This is a genomic window from Streptococcus sp. SCPM-O-B-23252 (M501), from assembly GCF_058200355.1.
On the sequence record NZ_JBYQGS010000006.1, the window covers coordinates 14,385 to 37,735 of the forward strand.

Annotated in this window: 36 protein-coding genes; 35 read left to right on the plus strand and 1 reads right to left on the minus strand. The window is 41.6% G+C overall.

Annotated features, from left to right (window positions below; all coding sequences use genetic code 11):
* Positions 1-30 precede the first annotated feature (30 nt).
* From AC3E6G_RS09220 to AC3E6G_RS09235, 4 genes are all read left to right on the plus strand, one after another.
* Positions 31-456, plus strand: coding sequence for a MarR family winged helix-turn-helix transcriptional regulator (locus AC3E6G_RS09220; RefSeq protein WP_048789421.1), 426 nt, complete (start codon positions 31-33; stop codon positions 454-456).
* Positions 457-468: 12 nt separating this feature from the next.
* Entirely contained in the window at positions 469-831 is a 363-nt protein-coding gene (locus AC3E6G_RS09225) for a DUF1304 domain-containing protein (RefSeq protein ID WP_048789420.1), read from the plus strand.
* Positions 832-1,214: 383 nt separating this feature from the next.
* On the plus strand, positions 1,215-3,860 hold the full coding sequence (gene polA, locus AC3E6G_RS09230; protein ID WP_490700854.1) for a DNA polymerase I: 2,646 nt from the start codon (positions 1,215-1,217) through the stop codon (positions 3,858-3,860).
* A 134-nt stretch (positions 3,861-3,994) separates the two neighbouring features.
* Complete coding sequence (locus AC3E6G_RS09235; RefSeq protein WP_490700855.1) at positions 3,995-4,435, plus strand: CoA-binding protein; 441 nt, start codon at positions 3,995-3,997, stop codon at positions 4,433-4,435.
* Between the two features lie 161 nt (positions 4,436-4,596).
* Here the strand turns inward: AC3E6G_RS09235 and AC3E6G_RS09240 are convergent, their stop codons facing one another.
* Positions 4,597-5,484 carry a DUF975 family protein gene (locus AC3E6G_RS09240; RefSeq protein ID WP_229099959.1) on the minus strand — a complete coding sequence of 296 codons (888 nt, stop codon included), beginning with the start codon at positions 5,482-5,484 and terminating at the stop codon, positions 4,597-4,599.
* A gap of 151 nt (positions 5,485-5,635) precedes the next feature.
* On the opposite strand from AC3E6G_RS09240, the gene tgt reads away from it, so the two are divergent.
* From tgt to AC3E6G_RS09395, 31 genes are all read left to right on the plus strand, one after another.
* Positions 5,636-6,778 carry a tRNA guanosine(34) transglycosylase Tgt gene (tgt, locus tag AC3E6G_RS09245; RefSeq protein ID WP_006597058.1) on the plus strand — a complete coding sequence of 381 codons (1,143 nt, stop codon included), beginning with the start codon at positions 5,636-5,638 and terminating at the stop codon, positions 6,776-6,778.
* 433 nt (positions 6,779-7,211) lie between these two features.
* The gene (gene rpsJ, locus AC3E6G_RS09250; protein ID WP_003009585.1) at positions 7,212-7,520 is read left to right on the plus strand and encodes a 30S ribosomal protein S10; all 309 of its coding nucleotides are present in this window, start codon (positions 7,212-7,214) and stop codon (positions 7,518-7,520) included.
* Between the two features lie 84 nt (positions 7,521-7,604).
* A complete protein-coding gene (rplC, locus tag AC3E6G_RS09255) occupies positions 7,605-8,231 on the plus strand; it encodes a 50S ribosomal protein L3 (RefSeq protein ID WP_003010846.1) in 627 nt (208 codons plus the stop codon).
* A 24-nt stretch (positions 8,232-8,255) separates the two neighbouring features.
* The gene (rplD, locus tag AC3E6G_RS09260; RefSeq protein ID WP_003009591.1) at positions 8,256-8,879 is read left to right on the plus strand and encodes a 50S ribosomal protein L4; all 624 of its coding nucleotides are present in this window, start codon (positions 8,256-8,258) and stop codon (positions 8,877-8,879) included.
* The gene (locus AC3E6G_RS09265) at positions 8,879-9,175 is read left to right on the plus strand and encodes a 50S ribosomal protein L23 (RefSeq protein WP_006595190.1); all 297 of its coding nucleotides are present in this window, start codon (positions 8,879-8,881) and stop codon (positions 9,173-9,175) included. The genes rplD and AC3E6G_RS09265 overlap by 1 nt, the downstream gene beginning before the upstream one ends.
* Before the next feature lie 17 nt (positions 9,176-9,192).
* Positions 9,193-10,026 (plus strand): 50S ribosomal protein L2, encoded by an 834-nt coding sequence (gene rplB, locus AC3E6G_RS09270; RefSeq protein WP_006595189.1) that lies wholly within the window; start codon positions 9,193-9,195, stop codon positions 10,024-10,026.
* A gap of 102 nt (positions 10,027-10,128) precedes the next feature.
* Positions 10,129-10,410 (plus strand): 30S ribosomal protein S19, encoded by a 282-nt coding sequence (gene rpsS, locus AC3E6G_RS09275; RefSeq protein WP_000533766.1) that lies wholly within the window; start codon positions 10,129-10,131, stop codon positions 10,408-10,410.
* 11 nt (positions 10,411-10,421) lie between these two features.
* Entirely contained in the window at positions 10,422-10,766 is a 345-nt protein-coding gene (gene rplV, locus AC3E6G_RS09280; RefSeq protein ID WP_006595188.1) for a 50S ribosomal protein L22, read from the plus strand.
* 12 nt (positions 10,767-10,778) lie between these two features.
* On the plus strand, positions 10,779-11,432 hold the full coding sequence (gene rpsC / locus AC3E6G_RS09285) for a 30S ribosomal protein S3 (protein WP_006595187.1): 654 nt from the start codon (positions 10,779-10,781) through the stop codon (positions 11,430-11,432).
* A 3-nt stretch (positions 11,433-11,435) separates the two neighbouring features.
* Positions 11,436-11,849 carry a 50S ribosomal protein L16 gene (gene rplP / locus AC3E6G_RS09290; protein WP_023024998.1) on the plus strand — a complete coding sequence of 138 codons (414 nt, stop codon included), beginning with the start codon at positions 11,436-11,438 and terminating at the stop codon, positions 11,847-11,849.
* A gap of 9 nt (positions 11,850-11,858) precedes the next feature.
* Entirely contained in the window at positions 11,859-12,065 is a 207-nt protein-coding gene (rpmC, locus tag AC3E6G_RS09295; protein WP_003002350.1) for a 50S ribosomal protein L29, read from the plus strand.
* A 23-nt stretch (positions 12,066-12,088) separates the two neighbouring features.
* Complete coding sequence (gene rpsQ, locus AC3E6G_RS09300) at positions 12,089-12,349, plus strand: 30S ribosomal protein S17 (RefSeq protein ID WP_000440801.1); 261 nt, start codon at positions 12,089-12,091, stop codon at positions 12,347-12,349.
* A gap of 25 nt (positions 12,350-12,374) precedes the next feature.
* On the plus strand, positions 12,375-12,743 hold the full coding sequence (gene rplN / locus AC3E6G_RS09305) for a 50S ribosomal protein L14 (protein WP_002894494.1): 369 nt from the start codon (positions 12,375-12,377) through the stop codon (positions 12,741-12,743).
* A 77-nt stretch (positions 12,744-12,820) separates the two neighbouring features.
* Positions 12,821-13,126, plus strand: coding sequence for a 50S ribosomal protein L24 (gene rplX, locus AC3E6G_RS09310; protein WP_006595185.1), 306 nt, complete (start codon positions 12,821-12,823; stop codon positions 13,124-13,126).
* Positions 13,127-13,149: 23 nt separating this feature from the next.
* Positions 13,150-13,692 (plus strand): 50S ribosomal protein L5, encoded by a 543-nt coding sequence (gene rplE, locus AC3E6G_RS09315; protein WP_006595184.1) that lies wholly within the window; start codon positions 13,150-13,152, stop codon positions 13,690-13,692.
* Between the two features lie 17 nt (positions 13,693-13,709).
* Positions 13,710-13,895, plus strand: a complete 186-nt coding sequence (locus tag AC3E6G_RS09320) for a type Z 30S ribosomal protein S14 (protein ID WP_001085699.1) — start codon at positions 13,710-13,712, stop codon at positions 13,893-13,895.
* A gap of 212 nt (positions 13,896-14,107) precedes the next feature.
* On the plus strand, positions 14,108-14,506 hold the full coding sequence (gene rpsH / locus AC3E6G_RS09325) for a 30S ribosomal protein S8 (RefSeq protein WP_006595183.1): 399 nt from the start codon (positions 14,108-14,110) through the stop codon (positions 14,504-14,506).
* 187 nt (positions 14,507-14,693) lie between these two features.
* The gene (gene rplF / locus AC3E6G_RS09330; RefSeq protein ID WP_004269753.1) at positions 14,694-15,230 is read left to right on the plus strand and encodes a 50S ribosomal protein L6; all 537 of its coding nucleotides are present in this window, start codon (positions 14,694-14,696) and stop codon (positions 15,228-15,230) included.
* A gap of 83 nt (positions 15,231-15,313) precedes the next feature.
* Entirely contained in the window at positions 15,314-15,670 is a 357-nt protein-coding gene (gene rplR, locus AC3E6G_RS09335) for a 50S ribosomal protein L18 (RefSeq protein ID WP_003010871.1), read from the plus strand.
* Positions 15,671-15,687: 17 nt separating this feature from the next.
* Complete coding sequence (gene rpsE, locus AC3E6G_RS09340; RefSeq protein ID WP_006595182.1) at positions 15,688-16,182, plus strand: 30S ribosomal protein S5; 495 nt, start codon at positions 15,688-15,690, stop codon at positions 16,180-16,182.
* 14 nt (positions 16,183-16,196) lie between these two features.
* A complete protein-coding gene (gene rpmD, locus AC3E6G_RS09345; RefSeq protein ID WP_002894509.1) occupies positions 16,197-16,379 on the plus strand; it encodes a 50S ribosomal protein L30 in 183 nt (60 codons plus the stop codon).
* Positions 16,380-16,525: 146 nt separating this feature from the next.
* Positions 16,526-16,966 (plus strand): 50S ribosomal protein L15, encoded by a 441-nt coding sequence (rplO, locus tag AC3E6G_RS09350; RefSeq protein WP_006595181.1) that lies wholly within the window; start codon positions 16,526-16,528, stop codon positions 16,964-16,966.
* A gap of 12 nt (positions 16,967-16,978) precedes the next feature.
* Complete coding sequence (secY, locus tag AC3E6G_RS09355; RefSeq protein ID WP_048690557.1) at positions 16,979-18,286, plus strand: preprotein translocase subunit SecY; 1,308 nt, start codon at positions 16,979-16,981, stop codon at positions 18,284-18,286.
* A gap of 96 nt (positions 18,287-18,382) precedes the next feature.
* Positions 18,383-19,021, plus strand: coding sequence for an adenylate kinase (locus AC3E6G_RS09360; protein WP_006597039.1), 639 nt, complete (start codon positions 18,383-18,385; stop codon positions 19,019-19,021).
* Between the two features lie 116 nt (positions 19,022-19,137).
* Complete coding sequence (gene infA, locus AC3E6G_RS09365) at positions 19,138-19,356, plus strand: translation initiation factor IF-1 (RefSeq protein WP_001029883.1); 219 nt, start codon at positions 19,138-19,140, stop codon at positions 19,354-19,356.
* Positions 19,357-19,379: 23 nt separating this feature from the next.
* Positions 19,380-19,496 carry a 50S ribosomal protein L36 gene (gene rpmJ / locus AC3E6G_RS09370; RefSeq protein ID WP_001808836.1) on the plus strand — a complete coding sequence of 39 codons (117 nt, stop codon included), beginning with the start codon at positions 19,380-19,382 and terminating at the stop codon, positions 19,494-19,496.
* A gap of 17 nt (positions 19,497-19,513) precedes the next feature.
* Entirely contained in the window at positions 19,514-19,879 is a 366-nt protein-coding gene (gene rpsM / locus AC3E6G_RS09375) for a 30S ribosomal protein S13 (RefSeq protein ID WP_003009631.1), read from the plus strand.
* 26 nt (positions 19,880-19,905) lie between these two features.
* Entirely contained in the window at positions 19,906-20,289 is a 384-nt protein-coding gene (gene rpsK, locus AC3E6G_RS09380) for a 30S ribosomal protein S11 (protein WP_001118385.1), read from the plus strand.
* A gap of 45 nt (positions 20,290-20,334) precedes the next feature.
* A complete protein-coding gene (locus AC3E6G_RS09385) occupies positions 20,335-21,273 on the plus strand; it encodes a DNA-directed RNA polymerase subunit alpha (protein WP_006595177.1) in 939 nt (312 codons plus the stop codon).
* An 11-nt stretch (positions 21,274-21,284) separates the two neighbouring features.
* Entirely contained in the window at positions 21,285-21,671 is a 387-nt protein-coding gene (gene rplQ, locus AC3E6G_RS09390; RefSeq protein WP_006595176.1) for a 50S ribosomal protein L17, read from the plus strand.
* A 197-nt stretch (positions 21,672-21,868) separates the two neighbouring features.
* Entirely contained in the window at positions 21,869-23,170 is a 1,302-nt protein-coding gene (locus AC3E6G_RS09395; RefSeq protein ID WP_195550486.1) for a glutamate-cysteine ligase family protein, read from the plus strand.
* The last annotated feature ends 181 nt before the right edge of the window (positions 23,171-23,351 follow it).

Genomic DNA, 23,351 nt, shown 5'->3' on the forward strand with positions numbered 1-23,351 from the left:
TAAGTCAATAAAAAAGATCGGAGAGAAGGAATGTCAGAAATGCATGACTTGCTTTATCAGTTGAAGCTAGCTGATCAGTCTTCAACCCAATTATTTGAAAAACAATTGGGCATTAGTCTGACTCGTTATCAGATGCTTCAGTTGTTAGTAGCAGAAGCGCCGTGTAGCCAAGCGGCCCTTCAGGAGAAACTAGCAATTGACCCTGCAGCCTTAACCCGCCACTTCAAAGTCTTAGAAGCTAGTGGCTATGTTACTCGTACTCGCAATCCAGAAAATCAACGGGAGATTGTGGTGGAACTTACGGAGTTTGCCAGAGATCGGTTGTTGGTCCACCCCCCAGCACATCATCTACAGGTAAAAGGCCAGATGGATCAGATTCTTTCTGAAAAAGAGCGGAATCAGTTGAGTCACTTACTCGAAAAGTTGGTGTCTGGCCTCGAGCAAATTACATTTTAAAAGGAGAATAATATGTCTATCTTAACCATTGTTTTAGCAAGTCTTGCTGCTTTTGAGCATTTCTATATTTTTTACCTTGAGAGTTTAGCAACCCACTCGGCATCGACTGGTCGTGTCTTTAATATGGATCAGGAAGAATTGCATCGTCCATCTGTGACGGCTCTCTTCAAAAACCAAGGCATTTATAATGCTCTGATTGGTGTCTTCCTCCTCTACGGCCTCTTTGTAGCTAGAAATAGTGAAATTGTCACGATCTTTCTGCTCTTTATTATTGGTGCAGCAGCTTATGGGGCTGTAACTTCTAATAAAAAAATCATCTTGACCCAAGGTGGTCCAGCAATAGTCGCTTTAGCCAGCCTTCTTCTGCTTGGATAAGGATCAACTCTTCCAGATTGGGAAGAGTTTTTCTTTCCTATTCTTAGGGCTGCGATGGCAAGGGCTCCGTCTTCAGTTACCAGCTTGCAGCAAAAACAACTGCATGCTTTGCGCCTCAGCTTTTAGTTTTCTTGAAGCTTTCTATAAGGAATGGTTTAGGTTTCTCTTGTATACTAAACTCATCCAATAAGAAATGAAGTACAGCAAATGAAAATCTCAGTTAATTATCCAAAACGCTTTAAGAAATTGCCACAACAAGGTTCTTGTTACGGCGAATAAACACTTCTCTTCATTTTTCATAAGAAACTCCTAAAGAAGGCTCTACCCGAAAGGGTAGAGTTTTTATGTACCAGAGACCTTGTGATTCGTGATATAATAGGCCTATGGAAAAAAAGAACAAATTACTACTCATCGACGGGTCTTCCGTCGCTTTTCGTGCCTTTTTCGCACTCTATAATCAAATCGATCGCTTCAAAAATGCCAATGGGTTGCATACCAATGCGGTCTATGGCTTTAACCTCATGTTGAGCCATCTCTTGGAGCGCATCCAACCGACTCATGTCCTCGTTGCTTTCGATGCAGGAAAGACGACCTTTCGGACGGAGATGTATGCCGACTACAAAGGAGGTCGGGCAAAAACACCAGATGAATTCCGTGAGCAGTTCCCTTTTATTCGCGAGCAACTAGATCATTTGGGGATCCGCCATTATGAGCTAGCCCAGTATGAAGCGGATGATATTATTGGAACGCTAGATAAGATGGCAGAAACTAGCTCGGTGCCATTTGAAGTCACCATTGTCTCTGGGGATAAGGATTTGATCCAGCTGACAGATGATAATACGGTGGTTGAGATTTCCAAAAAAGGGGTAGCAGAGTTTGAGGAATTCACTCCAGCCTATCTGAAAGAAAAAATGGGTCTGACGCCAGAGCAATTTATCGACCTCAAGGCCTTGATGGGAGATAAGTCGGATAATATCCCAGGTGTTACTAAGATCGGAGAAAAGACAGGGATCAAACTACTCCTAGAGTATGGCTCTCTCGATGGTATTTACGAGCATATCGATGAGATGAAGGCTTCTAAGATGAAGGAAAACCTCATCAACGACAAGGAGCAGGCCTATCTGTCCAAGACTCTCGCGACCATCGATACCAATGCGCCCATTGAGATTGGCCTGGATGATATCACCTATACGGGCCCCCATCTAGAAAATCTCGCCAAGTTTTTTGAGGAGATGGGCTTCAAGCAACTCCGTCAGGCCTTGGATCTCAGTGGAGAAGAGGCGGCTCCTGTAGCTATTGACTATACAGAAGTCGAGCAAGTCACTCCAGATATGCTTACGGAAGATAGTTTCTTCCATTTTGAGATTTTTGGGGACAACTACCATACGGAACCCATCATCGGTTTTGCATGGGGGACCAAAGGTCAGCTCTACGCAAGTACTGGTACTGATCTTTTACAAACACCGATTTTCAAAGAATTTCTCGAAAAAACGCCCCTCAAGGTCTATGACTTTAAGCGGGCCAAGGTCTTGCTCAGCCACTTGGGCATTACCTTGCAAAAGCCAGCTTTTGACAGTCGATTGGCCAAGTATCTCTTGTCGACCGTAGAGGACAATGAAATTTCAACCATTGCGAGCCTCTATAGTCAGATTGCGCTGCCACTGGACGAAGTTGTTTATGGCAAGGGAGCCAAAAAAGCGATCCCAGAAAAGGCGGTCCTATTAGAGCATTTGGCACGGAAAGTCGCTGTTCTACTGGATACCGAAGAGCCCATGGTGGAGCAGTTGCAAGCCCATGACCAGCTGGATTTGCTCTATGATATGGAGCAACCACTAGCAGCTGTTTTGGCCAAGATGGAAATCGCAGGGATCAAGGTAGAGCGCCAGACCCTCAAAGACATGCAGGTGGAAAACGAAGTGGTCTTGGAGCGCTTAACCCAAGAAATCTACGAGCTTGCTGGAGAAGAGTTTAATATCAATTCTCCAAAACAATTGGGGGTCATCCTCTTTGAAAAATTGGAACTCCCACTTGAATATACTAAGAAGACCAAAACTGGCTATTCAACAGCTGTTGATGTCTTGGAACGCCTAGCTCCAATCTCACCGATCGTGTCTAAGATTCTTGAATACCGCCAGATTGCCAAGATTCAGTCGACCTATGTCATTGGTCTTCAAGATTGGATTTTGGAAGATGGGAAGATCCATACCCGCTATGTGCAGGATTTGACGCAGACGGGCCGTTTGTCCAGCGTGGATCCCAACCTGCAAAACATTCCTGTCCGTTTGGAACAAGGTCGCCTTATTCGTAAGGCCTTTGTCCCAGAAGAGGAAGACAGTGTCTTGCTCAGTTCGGACTATTCACAGATCGAACTGCGCGTTTTAGCCCATATTTCAGGAGATGAACATTTGATTGATGCCTTTAAACATGGGGCAGATATCCATACATCGACTGCTATGCGGGTCTTCAATATTGAAAAACCAGAAGATGTGACGCCGAATGACCGTCGTAATGCCAAGGCAGTAAACTTCGGTGTGGTTTATGGGATTTCCGACTTTGGACTGTCTAACAACCTAGGGATCAGCCGAAAAGAAGCCAAGGCCTATATTGAGACCTACTTCGAACGCTACCCTGGCATCAAGGACTATATGGAGAGAGTGGTGCGGGAAGCGCGTGACAAAGGCTATGTGGAGACTCTCTTCAAGCGTCGTCGGGAGATTCCAGATATCAATTCTCGTAACTTCAATGTTCGAGGCTTTGCGGAGCGGACAGCTATCAACTCACCAATCCAAGGATCGGCGGCAGACATCTTGAAAATTGCCATGATCCACTTGGACCAAGCGCTAGAAGCAGGAGCATACAAGACCAAGATGCTTCTTCAGGTCCACGACGAAATTGTTCTACAAGTACCAAGTGATGAACTGGCAGCGATCAAAGAACTCGTCAAAGAGACCATGGAATCCGCTATCAATCTTGCAGTTCCACTAGAAGCTGATGAGAATGAAGGCAAAACATGGTATGAAGCCAAATAAGATTGAGTTTGTCCAAAAAAGAAAGCGGTAGGAGACTTTTCAGTTTCCTACCGCTTTTAATGACTAACACTTGCAATGCCCTTCGTATTGTTATACTATTTAAAGAAAGGAAACGCATACAAAAGGAGATTCATATGGCTTATTCATTTCGCAATCCTAGTGATGGCATTATCAAACATTACCTAGAAACCAGCAAGATCATCGCTGTAGTTGGATTATCTGATCGTGAAGACACAACCAGTCATCGTGTCAGCAAGGAGATGCAAGAGCGGGGCTACCGGATTATTCCCGTTAATCCTCGTGCAGCCGGTGGCCAAATCCTTGGAGAAAGGGTGTACGCTAGCCTGCAGGAAATTCCTTTCCCAGTAGATATCGTCGATGTTTACCGTCGCAGTGAGTTTTTGCCAGATGTAGCGCGTGACTTTATCGAGTCGGATGCGAAGATTTTCTGGGTGCAACTAGAGCTGGAAAATCAAGAAGCAGAAGAAATCCTTCGTGGAGCTGGACGAGAAGATATCGTCATGAACCGCTGTATCAAACGCGAGCACACTCGTTTGATCTTAGGAGAAGGATAGCCTTTGATTTATCCCAGAACCTCGCGTCTTTCATCCAGTGATTAAATTGATACGAGAGATGAAATAAATACAGACGGATTTCCCTAACAGAGAAAAAAGAACCCACCTAGCGATGTGGAGGAATGAACTCCAATCGAAGGTGGGTTTTCTTGTTTTCTTTGTTAATCAAGTGGATTAGACTTTGGTAGATCCGGCGCTTTTTGCTGGAAGCGACTGTCCGCCTGCATCCGTTTTTGAAGGAGGGTATGGTAGAAGATGATTTGGCAACTGGTTGCATAAGGTTTAACATAAAAATTCGCCATTCCTAAAGTGAAAAAAGATAGAATTTGCCAACCGAGCAGACTCAAATCAAGAACAAGGCGGTGGCTCTTAAAACCTTTCATCTCTTCCTTACTTTGGCGGAGGATAGACATGGGACCGTCATAGGTTCCTGTCATCAGTCGACTATATAGGATCAATTCGACCAAACTATACTGGTAATAAAAAGGGAGGAAGAGTAGGAGCCCAACCAGAGCCATTAAGAGGCCGGTCGTCATCGTTGGAGCTAACTTAAGAATTGCTTGAACTTCTGGAGTATCCGCTCTAAGGGTAGACGTAGTGGAGGAGGATTCATTGATAGCGAGAACGTGATAGCTGACCACCGTTAAGAGAAGTTGACTCACATAGAGGAGGCTCCCCCACAAAGACAGGATAACTTGCTTAATGAATAGCGTCAAAAACGCAGGTGTAAAATACTGGCTCTGAAAGATGGTGAAGATACCAAAGTTCTTTTCTCCCTTGCTAGAGGCAGAAATCAAAAAGCGAAAAGTTGCCCCTAAATAGAGAAAAGAAAGGATAAACCCAATAATCGCAGGGAAAATTTGCCGACTTAGAAGAAAGAGCATCCCTTCTCTAAGTTCCATGTGAGCAAGTGTTTCAGTGATGTCTGTCCCTGTCAACATGTAACTTGCAAGGATTGTCAGGAAAGTTGGCAAGGCAAAGTAGGAGAAGACTTTGGGATGTTGCAATTGCAGCTGACGAGCTTGAGCACGAACCAATTTGATATTCATAATGTCCTCTTTCATGGTAGTAGTACCCTTTATTATAACACAAGTCCGTGACAGAGCTGGTAAAATTTGGTACAATCGTACAGGTGCTCACAGGAGATCCTGTGACAGGAATAAGAAGGCTGGGACTGTTTTTCCCAGTACGGAGGTAACCATGACAGATTCACCGATTCAATATCGATTAATCAAAAAAGAAAAGCATACAGGAGCTCGTCTGGGAGAAATTATCACCCCCCACGGGACCTTCCCAACTCCAATGTTTATGCCTGTAGGGACTCAGGCAACCGTTAAGACCCAATCGCCAGAAGAACTCAAGGAAATGGGTTCCGGAATTATTTTGGCCAACACCTACCATCTCTGGCTTCGTCCGGGGGACGACTTGGTCGCAAAAGCAGGAGGACTGCACCAGTTCATGAACTGGGACCAGCCCATTTTGACAGATAGCGGAGGCTTCCAGGTCTATTCACTAGCGGATACCCGCAATATCACCGAAGAAGGGGTAACCTTTAAAAACCACCTCAATGGTTCGAAGATGTTCCTCTCCCCAGAAAAGGCCATCTCGATCCAAAATAATCTAGGGAGCGATATCATGATGTCCTTCGATGAATGTCCTCAGTTCTATCAACCCTATGATTATGTGAAGAAATCAATCGAACGGACCAGTCGTTGGGCAGAACGTGGCCTGAAGGCTCATCGTCGCCCTCATGATCAAGGTCTTTTCGGGATTGTCCAAGGGGCTGGATTTGAAGACTTGCGCCGTCAGTCTGCTCAAGATTTGGTCAGCATGGACTTTCCAGGTTATTCTATCGGTGGGTTAGCTGTTGGGGAAAGCCATGAAGAGATGAATGCCGTGCTGGATTTCACAACTCCGCTCTTACCAGAGAACAAGCCTCGCTATCTCATGGGAGTAGGAGCTCCAGACAGTCTGATCGATGGCGTTATTCGTGGAGTGGACATGTTTGACTGTGTCTTGCCGACGCGGATTGCGCGAAATGGCACCTGTATGACTAGTCAAGGACGTTTGGTAGTGAAAAATGCGCAATTTGCAGAAGACTTTACACCGCTAGACCACGAGTGTGATTGCTACACTTGTAAGAATTACACCCGTGCTTATCTTCGCCACCTCCTCAAGGCTGATGAGACCTTCGGCATTCGCTTGACCAGCTACCACAACCTGTACTTCTTGATCAACCTCATGAAGCAGGTCCGTCAAGCCATCATGGATGACAATCTCTTAGAATTCCGTGAGCATTTCGTTGAAAAATATGGCTATAACAAATCAGGACGGAATTTCTAGGAAGAGCTAAATAGAAAGAACAAAGATTACAGCCATCTGAGAATAATAGGAATAACTGCTAGACGCAGTGGTTGATTGGTATCTTTGTTCACTTGTTAAGCTCCAAAGATAACCTAATCAACTGTGCGGGAGCGAGACGACGAACAAATTTGGAAATAAATTTGTTCTGTCTCGCTCCCTTTTTTCTATATAATAGCAACTTTTTTAGCACACTTTTTCTTTCGAAAACACTTTCATCAAAAAAAACGAAAAAAACTGCTCAAATTCCTTGCATTGGGGCTTTCATTGTGTTAAACTACTATGGTGCTGTGAAAAACAGCTATTAGCTTTGATGCAAGAGGTTGCGACACGCTCGGTTGCATTGCCACGCAACGCGCGTCGGTTTTCTTGTGGAGCTAGCCTATTATCTTAAATAGACGAAAAGGAGAAAAAGATGGCAAACAAAAAAATCCGCATCCGTTTGAAAGCGTACGAACACCGTACACTTGACACAGCGGCTGCAAAAATCGTAGAATCAGCTACTCGTACAGGTGCACAAGTTGCGGGTCCAATCCCACTTCCAACTGAGCGTAGCCTCTACACAATCATTCGTGCGACTCACAAATATAAAGATTCTCGCGAACAATTCGAAATGCGTACACACAAACGTTTGATCGACATCATCAACCCAACTCAAAAAACAGTTGACGCTTTGATGAAATTGGATCTTCCAAGTGGTGTAAATGTAGAAATCAAACTTTAATCTAAAGCTTGATACCTTGAGCATAAAAAACGCTCGTTAAAAACTTTTTGAATAAAAAAACTATAGAAAAGGAACTATTTTCTCATGACAAAAGGAATCTTAGGGAAAAAAGTGGGAATGACTCAAATCTTCACTGAAGCTGGCGAATTGATCCCTGTAACAGTTATCGAAGCAACTCCAAACGTTGTTCTTCAAGTTAAAACTGTTGAAACAGATGGTTACAACGCTATCCAAGTTGGTTTCGATGACAAACGCGAAGTATTGAGCAACAAACCTGCTAAAGGACATGTAGCAAAAGCTAACACGGCTCCTAAGCGCTTCATTCGTGAATTCAAAAACGTTGAAGGCTTGGAAGTTGGTGCTGAAATCACAGTTGACACTTTCGAAGCTGGAGACATTGTTGATGTAACTGGTACTTCTAAAGGTAAAGGTTTCCAAGGTGTTATCAAACGCCACGGACAATCACGTGGACCTATGGCTCACGGTTCTCGTTACCACCGTCGTCCAGGTTCTATGGGACCTGTTGCACCTAACCGCGTATTCAAAGGTAAAAACCTTGCAGGACGCATGGGTGGCGATCGTGTAACTATTCAAAACCTTGAAGTTGTACAAGTTGTTCCAGAAAAGAACGTTATCCTTATCAAAGGTAACGTACCAGGTGCTAAGAAATCTCTTATCACTATCAAGTCAGCAGTTAAAGCTGGTAAATAATAAGGAAAGGGGAATACAGTCAAAATGGCAAATGTAACATTATTCGACCAAACTGGTAAACAAGCGGGCGAAGTTGTTCTTAACGATGCGATCTTTGGTATCGAACCAAACCAAGCAGTTGTATTTGATGTGATCATCAGCCAACGTGCTAGCCTTCGTCAAGGAACTCACGCAGTTAAAAACCGCTCAGCCGTTTCAGGTGGCGGACGCAAACCATGGCGTCAAAAAGGAACTGGACGTGCTCGTCAAGGTTCTATCCGCTCTCCACAATGGCGTGGTGGTGGAATCGTCTTCGGACCAACTCCACGTAGCTATGCGTACAAACTTCCTCAAAAAGTTCGTCGCCTTGCGCTTAAATCTGTTTACTCAGAAAAAGTTGCTGAAAACAAATTTGTAGCCGTTGATTCTCTTGAATTTACAGCTCCAAAAACTGCTGAATTTGCAAAAGTTCTTGCAGCTTTGAGCATCGATTCTAAAGTCCTTGTTATTCTTGAAGAAGGAAACGAATTCGCAGCTCTTTCAGCTCGTAACCTTCCAAACGTGAAAGTTGCGACTGCTACAACTGCAAGTGTTCTTGACATCGCAAATAGTGACAAACTTCTTGTTACTCAAGCAGCTATCTCTAAAATCGAGGAGGTTCTTGCATAATGAATTTGTATGATGTTATCAAAAAACCTGTTATCACTGAAAAGTCAATGGCTCAACTTGAAGCAGGCAAATATGTATTCGAAGTTGACACTCGCGCTCACAAACTTTTGATCAAACAAGCTGTTGAAGCTGCCTTTGAAGGTGTAAAAGTTGCGAATGTGAACACTGTAAATGTAAAACCAAAAGCTAAACGTGTTGGACGTTACACTGGTTTTACTTCAAAAACTAAAAAAGCTATCATCACGCTTACAGCTGATTCAAAAGCAATCGAGTTGTTCGCTACTGAAGCTGAATAATCTAAGGAGGAAATATCGTGGGAATTCGTGTTTATAAACCAACAACAAACGGTCGCCGTAATATGACTTCTTTGGATTTCGCTGAAATCACAACAAGCACACCAGAGAAATCTTTGCTCGTTTCATTGAAGAGCAAAGCAGGTCGTAACAACAACGGACGTATCACTGTTCGTCACCAAGGTGGTGGACACAAACGTCATTACCGTTTGATCGACTTCAAACGTAACAAAGATAACGTTGAAGCAGTTGTAAAAACAATTGAGTACGATCCAAACCGTTCTGCAAACATCGCTTTGGTACACTACACTGACGGTGTGAAAGCATACATCATCGCTCCAAAAGGTCTTGAAGTTGGTCAACGTATCGTTTCAGGTCCAGAAGCAGATATCAAAGTCGGAAACGCTCTTCCACTTGCTAACATCCCAGTTGGTACTTTGATCCACAACATCGAGTTGAAACCAGGTCGTGGTGGAGAATTGGTACGTGCTGCTGGAGCTTCTGCTCAAGTATTGGGTTCTGAAGGTAAATATGTTCTTGTTCGTCTTCAATCAGGCGAAGTTCGTATGATCCTTGGAACTTGTCGTGCTACAGTTGGTGTTGTCGGAAACGAACAACATGGACTTGTAAACCTTGGTAAAGCTGGTCGTAGCCGTTGGAAAGGTATCCGTCCAACAGTTCGTGGTTCTGTAATGAACCCGAATGATCACCCACACGGTGGTGGTGAAGGTAAAGCACCAGTTGGTCGTAAAGCACCATCTACTCCATGGGGCAAACCTGCTCTTGGTCTTAAAACTCGTAACAAGAAAGCGAAATCTGACAAACTTATCGTTCGTCGTCGCAACGAGAAATAATTTAGAACTAGTCGCTTAAGCGCTAGATGATCCGCCAGCTCGGTAGCGCTCCTTGTGAGCGCAAGCCGCTGTGGTACTATATTTAAAGGAGAAAATAATAAAATGGGACGCAGTCTTAAAAAAGGACCTTTCGTCGATGAGCATTTGATGAAAAAAGTTGAAGCTCAGGCTAACGACGAAAAGAAAAAAGTTATCAAAACTTGGTCACGTCGTTCAACGATCTTCCCAAGTTTCATTGGTTACACTATCGCAGTTTATGATGGACGTAAACACGTACCTGTTTACATCCAAGAAGACATGGTAGGTCACAAGCTTGGTGAATTTGCACCAACTCGTACTTACAAAGGTCACGCTGCAGATGACAAGAAGACACGTAGAAAATAAGGAGAACATAAATGGCAGAAATTACTTCAGCTAAAGCAATGGCTCGTACAGTGCGTGTTTCACCTCGTAAATCACGTCTTGTTCTTGACAACATCCGTGGTAAAAGCGTAGCCGATGCAGTAGCAATCTTGAAATTCACTCCAAACAAAGCAGCTGAAATCATCTTGAAAGTGTTGAACTCAGCAGTAGCAAACGCTGAAAACAACTTTGGTTTGGAAAAAGCAAACTTGGTAGTATCTGAAGCATTCGCAAACGAAGGACCAACAATGAAACGTTTCCGTCCACGTGCGAAAGGTTCAGCTTCACCAATCAACAAACGCACAAGCCACATCACAGTGGTTGTGACAGAAAAATAAGGAGGTAACATCGTGGGTCAAAAAGTACATCCAATTGGAATGCGTGTCGGCATCATCCGTGATTGGGATGCCAAATGGTATGCTGAAAAAGAATACGCGGATTACCTTCATGAAGATCTTGCAATCCGCAAATTTATTCAAAAAGAATTAGCTGACGCAGCGGTTTCTACTATTGAAATCGAACGCGCAGTAAACAAAGTTAACGTTTCACTTCACACTGCTAAACCAGGTATGGTTATCGGTAAAGGTGGAGCGAACGTCGATGCACTTCGTGCAGCTCTTAACAAATTGACAGGTAAACAAGTCCACATCAACATCATCGAGATCAAACGTCCTGACTTGGATGCTCACCTTGTTGGTGAAGGCATTGCTCGTCAATTGGAGCAACGTGTGGCTTTCCGTCGTGCTCAAAAACAAGCGATCCAACGTACTATGCGCGCTGGAGCTAAAGGAATCAAAACTCAAGTATCAGGTCGTTTGAACGGTGCAGATATCGCTCGTGCTGAAGGATACTCTGAAGGTACAGTTCCACTCCACACACTACGCGCAGACATCGATTACGCTTGGGAAGAAGCAGATACAACTTACGGTAAACTTGGTGTTAAAGTATGGATCTACCGTGGTGAAGTTCTTCCAGCTCGTAAAGACGCTAAAGGAGGTAAATAACCAATGTTAGTACCTAAACGTGTAAAACACCGTCGCGAATTCCGTGGTAAAATGCGCGGTGAAGCAAAAGGTGGAAAAGAAGTATCATTCGGTGAATACGGTCTTCAAGCTACAACTAGCCACTGGATCACTAACCGCCAAATCGAAGCTGCTCGTATTGCCATGACTCGTTACATGAAACGTGGTGGTAAGGTTTGGATCAAGATCTTCCCACACAAATCATACACCGCTAAAGCTATCGGGGTACGTATGGGATCTGGTAAAGGGGCGCCTGAAGGTTGGGTAGCACCAGTTAAACGTGGTAAAGTAATGTTTGAAGTTGCTGGTGTATCTGAAGAGATCGCTCGCGAAGCGCTTCGTCTTGCAAGCCACAAATTGCCAGTTAAATGTAAATTCGTAAAACGTGAAGCAAAATAAGGAGAGGTCATGAAACTTACAGAAGTAAAAGAATTTGTTAAAGAACTTCGTGGTCTTTCTCAAGAAGAACTCGCGAAGCGTGAAAATGAATTGAAAAAAGAATTGTTTGAACTTCGTTTCCAAGCTGCTGCAGGTCAATTGGAGCAAACTGGACGTTTGAAAGAAGTGAAAAAACAAATCGCTCGTATCAAAACTGTTCAATCAGAAGCTAAATAATAGACTAGGGAAGGAGAATTTCAATGGAACGCAATAATCGTAAAGTCCTTGTAGGACGTGTTGTGTCTGACAAAATGGACAAAACAATCACAGTTGTAGTTGAAACTAAACGTAACCACCCAGTCTATGGTAAACGTATCAACTATTCTAAAAAATACAAAGCTCATGATGAAAACAACGTTGCCAAAGAAGGCGATATCGTTCGTATCATGGAAACTCGTCCGCTTTCAGCTACAAAACGCTTCCGTCTTGTAGAAGTTGTTGAAGAAGCGGTTATCATCTAATCAAACCTGAAAGGAGAAAACTGAAATGATTCAAACAGAAACTCGTTTGAAAGTCGCAGACAACAGCGGTGCTCGCGAAATCTTGACTATCAAAGTTCTTGGTGGTTCAGGACGTAAATTTGCAAACATCGGTGATGTTATTGTGGCATCTGTAAAACAAGCTACTCCTGGTGGTGCGGTTAAAAAAGGTGACGTTGTAAAAGCTGTTATCGTTCGTACTAAATCAGGTGCTCGTCGTAAAGATGGTTCATACATCAAATTCGACGAAAATGCTGCAGTGATCATCCGTGAAGACAAAACTCCTCGCGGAACTCGTATCTTTGGCCCAGTCGCTCGCGAATTGCGTGACGGTGGATTCATGAAGATCGTATCACTTGCTCCAGAAGTACTTTAATTTAAAAAATCACAAACACAGTCCCCTGGCTAACTAGCCAGGGTGCCCATCGGGCGTAAGAATAAAAGGAGAATAAAATGTTTGTAAAAACTGGCGACAAAGTTCGTGTAATTGCTGGTAAAGACAAAGGTGTTGAAGCTAAAGTCGTTGCTGCTCTTCCAAAAGTAAATAAAGTTGTTGTTGAAGGTGTAAACCTTGTTAAAAAACACCAACGTCCAAATAACGAAAACCCTCAAGGTGCTATCATCGAAAAAGAAGCTCCAATCCATGTATCAAACGTTCAAGTCTTGGACAAGAACGGTGTTGCTGGACGTGTTGGCTACAAATTTGTAGATGGTAAAAAAGTTCGTTATAACAAAAAATCAGGCGAAGTGCTTGACTAATCACGAAGGAAAGGAGAAGTATAATGGCTAATCGTTTAAAAGAAAAATACCTTAATGAAGTAGTTCCAGCTTTGACTGAACAATTTAACTACTCATCAGTTATGGCAGTGCCAAAAGTTGATAAGATCGTTTTGAACATGGGTGTTGGAGATGCTGTTTCTAACGCTAAAAACCTTGAGAAAGCTGCTGAAGAATTGGCATTGATCTCAGGTCAAAAACCACTTATCACAAAAGCTAAAAAATCAATCGCCGGCTTCCGTCTTCGTGAAGGTGTAGCGATCGGTGCGAAAGTAACTCTTCGTGGCGAACGTATGTACGAATTCTTGGACAAATTGGTTTCAGTTTCACTTCCACGTGTTCGTGACTTCCATGGTGTTCCAACAAAATCATTTGACGGACGCGGAAACTACACACTTGGTGTGAAAGAACAATTGATCTTCCCAGAAATCAACTTTGATGATGTTGATAAAACTCGTGGTTTGGATATCGTAATCGTAACTACTGCGAACACAGACGAAGAATCACGTGCATTGCTTACTGGCCTTGGTATGCCGTTTGCAAAATAATATAGGAGGTAAAACTAATGGCTAAAAAATCTATGATTGCTAAGAACAAACGCCCAGCGAAGTTCTCTACTCAAGCATACACTCGCTGTGAACGTTGTGGACGTCCACACTCAGTTTACCGCAAGTTTAAACTTTGCCGTGTTTGCTTCCGTGAATTGGCATACAAAGGACAAATCCCTGGTGTCACTAAAGCATCTTGGTAATAGCATGATACAAAGAGCGTGACAATCTCAGCAAAAATAGGAGATTTGATGCAGGAGCGATGCTCCAAGACAAATCTATCTTTTTTGCCCAGATTGTAGCTCGTGTTCAAATGAGAAATCCTCATTTGTATGTATCAAAACTTTCTGAGCCTAGCTCAATCATTAACTAGCAAGTGAAACATTCAAACTACTAGTAAGAGGAGAAATATAAAATGGTTATGACTGACCCAATCGCAGACTTCCTAACTCGTATTCGTAACGCTAACCAAGCAAAACACGAAGTACTTGAAGTACCTGCATCAAACATCAAAAAAGGGATTGCTGAAATCCTTAAACGCGAAGGTTTTGTAAAAAACGTTGAAGTAATCGAAGATGACAAACAAGGTATCATCCGCGTGTTCTTGAAATACGGAGCAAACGGTGAAAAAGTTATCACAAACTTGAAACGTGTTTCTAAACCAGGTTTGCGTGTTTACAAAAAACGTGAAGATCTTCCAAAAGTTCTTAATGGACTTGGAATTGCTATCCTTTCAACTTCTGAAGGTTTGCTTACTGATAAAGAAGCACGCCAAAAGAACGTTGGTGGGGAAGTTATCGCTTACGTTTGGTAATATTTAGCTCCCAATTTCGTTGTCACTCTTCGTTATCGTCTCTTGCCTAACACTAAGTTATGTCTGCGAGACGATGCCTCGATTCACTTAGAAATTGAGACCTAAACATTAACTTTTAAATCATAATGATTTAACCCCGTGAAAACTGGCCTTCAAAGGCCTGACAATTTAACAGGAGAATAAAAACATGTCACGTATTGGTAATAAAGTTATCGTGTTGCCTGCTGGTGTTGAACTCACTAACAATGACAACGTTGTAACTGTAAAAGGACCTAAAGGAGAACTTACTCGTGAGTTCTCAAAAGATATTGAAATCCGTGTGGAAGGTACTGAAGTAACTCTTCACCGTCCAAACGATTCAAAAGAAATGAAAACTATCCACGGAACTACTCGTGCCCTTTTGAACAACATGGTAATTGGTGTTTCAGAAGGATTCAAGAAAGAACTTGAAATGCGCGGGGTTGGTTACCGTGCACAACTTCAAGGATCAAAACTTGTTTTGGCTGTTGGTAAATCACATCCAGACGAAGTTGAAGCTCCAGAAGGAATTACTTTTGAACTTCCAAACCCAACAACAATCGTTGTTAGCGGAATTTCAAAAGAAGTAGTTGGGCAAACAGCTGCTTACGTACGTAGCCTTCGTTCACCAGAACCTTACAAAGGTAAAGGGATCCGTTATGTTGGTGAATTCGTTCGCCGTAAAGAAGGTAAAACAGGTAAATAATGTAGTTTGGTTGTTTTTCAACCAATCTTCATCTTACCAACTCAGTGCTTAGCACATGATTTTAAAATTAAGAGGTGAAAATTGTGATTTCGAAACCAGATAAAAATAAAATCCGTCAAAAACGCCACCGTCGCGTTCGCGGAAAACTCTCTGGAACTGCTGATCGCCCACGTTTGAACGTATTCCGTTCTAATACAGGCATCTACGCTCAAGTAATTGATGACGTAGCGGGTGTAACGCTCGCAAGCGCTTCAACTCTTGACAAAGAAGTTTCAAAAGGAACTAAAACTGAACAAGCCGTTGTTGTCGGCAAACTTGTTGCTGAACGTGCAGTTGCTAAAGGTATTTCTGAAGTGGTGTTCGACCGCGGTGGATATCTATATCACGGACGTGTTAAAGCTTTGGCTGATGCAGCTCGTGAAAACGGATTGAAATTCTAATAGGAGGACACTAGAAAATGGCATTTAAAGACAATGCAGTTGAACTTGAAGAACGTGTAGTTGCCATCAACCGTGTTACAAAAGTTGTTAAAGGTGGACGTCGTCTTCGCTTTGCAGCTCTTGTAGTTGTTGGTGACCGTAACGGACGTGTTGGTTTTGGTACAGGTAAAGCTCAAGAAGTACCAGAAGCAATCCGTAAAGCAGTAGAAGATGCTAAGAAAAACTTGATTGAAGTTCCTATGGTTGGAACAACAATTCCTCATGAAGTAACATCAGTATTTGGTGGAGCTCGTGTATTGTTGAAACCAGCTATCGAAGGGGCTGGGGTTGCTGCAGGTGGTGCAGTTCGTGCCGTTGTTGAATTGGCAGGTATTGCAGATGTAACATCTAAATCACTTGGATCAAACACTCCAATCAACATTGTTCGTGCAACAGTGGAAGGTTTAGCTCAATTGAAACGCGCTGAAGAAGTTGCTGCCCTTCGTGGTATTTCAGTTTCTGACTTGGCTTAAGAAAGGAGATTCAAATGGCTCAAATTAAAATTACTTTGACTAAGTCTCCAATCGGACGCATCCCGTCACAACGTAAAACTGTTGTAGCACTTGGACTTGGCAAATTGAACAGCTCTGTTATTAAAGAAGATAACCCAGCAGTACGTGGTATGATCACTGCAGTATCTCACTTGGTAACAGTTGAAGAAGTAAAATAATCTATTAAAAAATAGAAACAAGGTTTTCAGGGGTATGAGAAATTTCTCATCCCCTAAAACTAAATATAAGTATAGGCGAGTTTGTAGTCGGGACACCTTTTCCTGATTACAAGCGTTAGCAATTTACAAAAGAGGAGAAAATAATAATGAAACTTCATGAATTACAACCTGCTGCAGGTTCACGTAAAGTCCGCAACCGTGTTGGTCGTGGTACTTCATCTGGTAATGGTAAAACTTCTGGCCGTGGTCAAAAAGGTCAAAAAGCTCGTAGCGGTGGCGGTGTACGTCTTGGTTTTGAAGGTGGACAAACTCCATTGTTCCGTCGTCTTCCAAAACGTGGATTTACAAACATCAATGCTAAAGAATATGCTATTGTGAACCTTGATCAGTTGAACGTCTTCGAAGATGGTGCTGAAGTAACACCAGTAGTACTTGTGGAAGCAGGTATTGTAAAAGCTGAAAAATCAGGAATTAAAATTCTTGGTAACGGAGAATTGACTAAGAAATTGTCTGTTAAGGCAGCTAAATTCTCTAAATCAGCTGAAGAAGCTATCACTGCTAAAGGTGGTTCAGTAGAAGTCATCTAAGAGGGGTGACCTATGTTCTTTAAATTATTAAAAGATGCATTTAAGGTTAAACAAGTAAGATCAAAAATTTTATTTACTATTTTTATCATACTTGTCTTCCGAATCGGGACCACGATCACGGTTCCTGGTGTGAATGCGAAAATCCTTAACAACTTACAAGATGTTTCCTTCTTGAATATGATGAGCTTGGTGTCAGGGAATGCCATGAGAAACTTCTCTGTCTTCGCCCTCGGGGTGAGTCCTTACATCACGGCTTCCATCGTAGTTCAGCTCCTTCAAATGGATTTGCTTCCGAAATTTGTTGAGTGGGGGAAACAAGGAGAAGTTGGGCGGAGAAAGTTGAATCAGGCAACACGCTATATTGCCTTGGTTCTAGCTTTCGTTCAATCCATTGGAATTACAGCTACTTTCCATACTTTGTCACAAGCTAAATTGGTATCCACACCGAACGTTGAAACTTACATCTTGATTGGTGCGATTTTAACGACGGGTTCAATGATTGTCACTTGGCTTGGAGAACAAATTTCCGATAAAGGATACGGGAATGGTGTTTCTATGATTATCTTTGCGGGGATTGTTTCTTCAATTCCAGAGATGATCAAAGGTGTTTACGAAGATTCATTTGTTAACGTTCGTCATGGACAATTGACTAATTCACTAATTTTCATAGGTGTGTTAATCTTAGCGGTATTAGTGATTGTTTACTTCACAACCTTTGTGGAACAAGCACAGTATAAAATTCCAATTCAATACACAAAAATTGCACAAGGAGCACCATCTAGCTCATATCTTCCATTGAAGGTAAACCCAGCTGGAGTTATTCCTGTCATCTTTGCTAGTTCGATCACAGCTGCACCGGCAGCAATTTTCCAGGTCATTAGTGCCATGGGTTACAATGCTGGATGGGTTCGAACAGCACAATCTATGTTAGCGACCAATACACCAACAGGTGTAGCAATGTATGCTTTGCTAATCATTTTGTTTACTTTCTTCTACACATTTGTACAGATTAACCCAGAAAAAACTGCGGAAAATCTACAAAAGAGTGGTGCCTACATTCCAGGTGTACGTCCTGGTAAGGGAACGGAAGACTACATGTCACGTCTTCTTAGACGGTTGGCTACGGTTGGTTCTCTCTTCCTTGGATTCATCACCATTATTCCAATCCTTGCTCGGGATGTCTTTGGTTTGACAGATACAGTTGCTCTTGGAGGAACTAGTCTCTTGATTATCATCTCAACTGGTATTGAAGGAATGAAACAATTAGAAGGTTACTTATTGAAACGCAAATACATTGGTTTCATGGATACAACAGAATAGAATTAGGTTGACATTGTCAACCTTCTATTTTGTTTTTGAATAAGTTTGTTAGATCGTAACAGACTTATTTAAAAACAAAATAAGGAGCAAATGATTATGAATCTATTAATCATGGGATTGCCTGGAGCAGGTAAGGGGACACAAGCGGCTAAGATTGTAGAACAATTTCAAGTTGCACATATCTCAACTGGGGATATGTTCCGTGCTGCAATGGCCAATCAAACCGAAATGGGTGTGTTGGCAAAATCATTCATCGATAAAGGTGAATTGGTGCCAGATGATGTGACAAACGGGATTGTAAAAGAACGTTTGGCTCAAGACGATATTAAAGAAAAAGGATTCCTCTTAGATGGTTTCCCTCGCACGATTGAACAAGCACATGCTTTGGATCAAATCTTGGTCGACCTTGGTCTTGAACTTGAGGGAGTGATCAACATCGAAGTAGATCCATCTTGCCTTCTTGAACGCTTGAGTGGACGTATCATTCACCGTGAAACAGGTGAAACCTACCATAAGGTATTCAATCCACCAGCTGATTACAAGGAAGAAGACTATTACCAACGTGAGGACGATAAGCCAGAAACGGTTAAACGTCGCTTGGATGTGAATATTGCTCAAGGTGAGCCGATTCTTGCTCATTATCGTGCAAAAGGGTTAGTCCATGATATCGAAGGAAATCAAGACATTAACGACGTCTTTAAAGATATCCAAAAAGTCTTGGAGAATTTGAAATAAAAACGTTTTAGTCACTTGCAATAATTGACAACAAGTGATACAATGAATTAGTCTGACTTATAATTGTTACCTCTGTGCTCAGAGGAATGAATCGAAATTTATGGAGGTACTTTTGCGTGGCAAAAGACGATGTGATTGAAGTAGAAGGCAAAGTAGTCGATACGATGCCGAATGCTATGTTTACGGTTGAACTTGAAAATGGACATCAGATTTTAGCAACAGTTTCTGGTAAAATTCGTAAAAACTATATTCGTATTTTAGCGGGAGATCGTGTTACAGTGGAGATGAGTCCGTACGATTTGACACGTGGACGTATCACATACCGCTTTAAATAATCGAAAAACTTGGAGGGATAAAAATGAAAGTAAGACCATCGGTCAAACCAATTTGCGAATACTGTAAAGTAATTCGTCGTAATGGTCGTGTTATGGTAATTTGCCCAGCAAATCCAAAACACAAACAACGTCAAGGATAAGATAGAAAGGAGAAAACATGGCTCGTATTGCTGGAGTTGACATTCCAAATGACAAACGTGTAGTAATTTCATTGACTTATGTATACGGTATCGGACTTCCAACATCTAAGAAAATTCTTGCTGCTGCAGGCGTTTCTGAAGATATTCGTGTTCGCGACCTTACACCAGATCAAGAAGATGCTATCCGTCGTGAAGTTGACGCAATTAAAGTAGAAGGTGACCTTCGTCGTGAAGTGAACTTGAACATTAAACGTTTGATGGAAATCGGTTCATACCGTGGTATCCGTCACCGTCGTGGACTTCCTGTTCGTGGACAAAACACTAAAAACAATGCTCGCACTCGTAAAGGTAAAGCTGTTGCGATTGCTGGTAAGAAAAAATAAGAAAATAAAATAAGGAGGTAAAAATCTTGGCTAAACCAACACGTAAACGTCGTGTGAAAAAGAATATCGAATCAGGTATTGCTCATATTCACGCAACATTTAATAACACAATTGTTATGATTACTGATGTGCATGGTAACGCAATTGCATGGTCATCTGCAGGTGCTCTTGGTTTCAAAGGTTCTCGTAAATCTACACCATTTGCTGCACAAATGGCTTCAGAAGCTGCTGCAAAATCAGCTCAAGAACATGGTCTTAAATCAGTAGAAGTTACTGTTAAAGGTCCTGGTTCTGGTCGTGAGTCTGCTATTCGTGCTCTTGCTGCTGCTGGTCTTGAAGTTACTGCAATCCGCGATGTGACTCCTGTGCCACACAATGGTGCTCGTCCTCCAAAACGTCGCCGTGTATAATCATCAACAATTACACAGCTTTTCGTTTCAGAGGGAGTATAGCAAATGATTGAGTTTGAAAAACCAAATATAACAAAAATTGATGAAAATAAAGATTACGGTGTATTTGTAGTAGAACCACTTGAACGTGGTTATGGTACAACACTAGGGAACTCTCTTCGTCGCGTATTATTAGCTTCACTTCCAGGTGCTGCTGTTACTTCAATTAACATTGAAGGTGTATTGCACGAATTTGATACAGTTCCAGGTGTCCGTGAAGACGTTATGCAAATCATTCTTAACGTTAAAGGGATCGCTGTAAAATCTTACGTCCAAGACGAAAAGATTATTGAACTTGATGTAGAAGGTCCTGCAGAAGTGACTGCTGGAGATATTCTTACAGATAGTGATATTGAAATTGTAAACCCTGATCATTATCTTTTCACAATCGGTGAAGGATCAAGCTTCAAAGCGACTTTGACTGTAAACAGCGGTCGTGGTTATGTTCCAGCTGATCAAAATAAAAAAGATGATGCACCAGTAGGTACACTTGCTGTAGATTCAATCTATACGCCAGTGACAAAGGTTAATTACCAAGTTGAACCAGCTCGCGTTGGTAGCAACGATGGTTTTGACAAACTAACCCTTGAAATCTTAACAAATGGAACAATTATTCCAGAAGATGCTTTAGGTTTATCTGCTCGTATTTTGACAGAACACCTTAACCTCTTTACGAACTTAACAGAAATCGCGATTGCGACAGATGTTATGAAGGAAGTAGATACAGCATCAGATGATCGAGTACTAGAACGTACCATCGAAGAATTGGATCTTTCTGTTCGTTCATATAACTGTTTGAAACGTGCCGGTATCAATACTGTGTATGATTTGACAGAAAAATCTGAACCAGAAATGATGAAGGTTCGTAACCTTGGACGTAAGAGTCTCGAAGAAGTTAAAGTTAAGCTTGCCGATTTAGGCCTTGGGCTAAAAAACGATAAATAGAGGAGGAATACATGGCTTACCGTAAACTAGGACGCACTAGCTCACAACGTAAAGCAATGCTTCGTGATTTGACTACAGATCTTATCATCAATGAAGCAATCGTAACAACTGAAGCACGTGCAAAAGAAATCCGTAAATCAGTTGAAAAAATGATTACTTTAGGTAAACGTGGTGACTTGCATGCACGTCGTCAAGCAGCTGCTTACGTACGTAACGAAGTTGCATCACAAAACTTTGATGAAGAAACTGGTAAATATTCAGAAACAACTGCACTTCAAAAATTGTTCTCTGAACTTGCACCACGTTATGCTGAGCGCAATGGTGGATATACTCGTATCCTTAAAACTGAACCACGCCGTGGGGATGCTGCGCCAATGGCAATTATCGAATTAGTATAAAATCATCAATTTTGTTGAGTGTTATGATGTTGGAAGGACTGAATGGTTCTTCTTAGTCTAGCTCTGGTCTGCCGCTAGGATTTATCCTAGCGGTAACACTCATCATATTGAGGTAAATGGTAGACGCTTGTTTACGAAATTGCTTTAATTTAAAACAATTTCGTAAGCAGGCGTTTTTTTGATATAATAGAAGAGTTATGACAGTAAAAGAAAAATCACAAGCACTCGCCCAGCAATTATTGGCAAAGCGTTACCTTGCCTCGCTAAAAGATAATCCAGAGCAGTACATTGGGGTTGAACTCGAATTTCCAATCGTAAATACAATGGGGAATAAAACGGATGTACTGGTTACAAAGGCTCTTTTTAAGCATCTGCAAGAAGTTGAAAAGTTTATTGCGATTAAAGAAGATGAAGATGGGAACCCAGTCCAGTTACAGCATAAAATAAACAAAGATCAAATTGTATTTGAGTTATCTTACAATACCATTGAATTTGCTTTTGAAAAGACTAAAACCATCCAAGAAGTCGAAAGACGGTTTCAACACTATTTAGGAATCATTCAACCATTCTTAAGAGAGAGGCAGCATCAAATAGAAGGAAAAGGCATCCATCCTTATTGGAGAATAAATGAAAATCAACCTGTAAAAATTGATCGTTATAAAATGCTGATTCAATTCTTACAACTGTCTGGACAAGATCCTAACCATCGATTCCATCATTATCCAGACTATGGAACCTTTATTTGTGGCAATCAAGTACAATTAGATGTTTCAAGAACGAATTACTTGGAAATAATTAATGCGATGAATAAGGTAGAGCCAGCAAAAGCATATCTGTTTGCTAATTCCATTTTCGATGGAGAAGACTGGGATACGAAGATCTCAAGAGATATTTTCTGGGAAGATTCCATGCATGGCTATTATCAGGAAAATATTGGTGTAAATCCTAAAGCGTTTATAAATGAACAGGACTTTCTAGAATATTTAGCGAAGACAGCCTTGTTTTATGTTTATCGTGAGAATGAAATCTTATATTTCGAGCCTATTAGAGTAGAGGATTATCTCGCAAAAGAAAAAATAGTAGCCTATCGCTTAGATAGAACTAGACAAGAAATAAAACCGCAAGAAGAGGACCTGAAGAATCATAGAAGCTACCATTTTCAAGATTTAACAACAAGAGGAACCATCGAATATAGAAGTGTTTGTACTCAACCATTAAATAAAACATTTGCACCAATTGCATTTCATGTCGGATTGCATCATAATATCAAAAAATTAGACGAGTATTTAGCTAAAAATATAGTTTTTGATTTTAGTAAAGAAAATCCGAAAGAATTAAGAAAGCAATATTCGAAAAAACAGTTAACTGAAAGTGAATTGGTGAAAATTAAACAATATTCGTTAGATCTGTTAAAAATATCAAAAAGAGGATTGATGGATCGTGGAAACCAAGAAGAGGTTTATCTCGAAGAAATCATAAAAGAGCTTGGGGAATGCTGATTTAACAGCATTTCCTTTTTTTAAATCAAAAAAACAACAAAAAAAATTAAAAAAATAGAAAAAAGATATTGACAAGTATTTATGGTCGTGATATACTAATATAGTTGTCGCGCGAGAGCGACAAAGACCTTTGAAAACTGAACAAGACGAACCAATGTGCAGGGCGCTACAACTAAGGTTG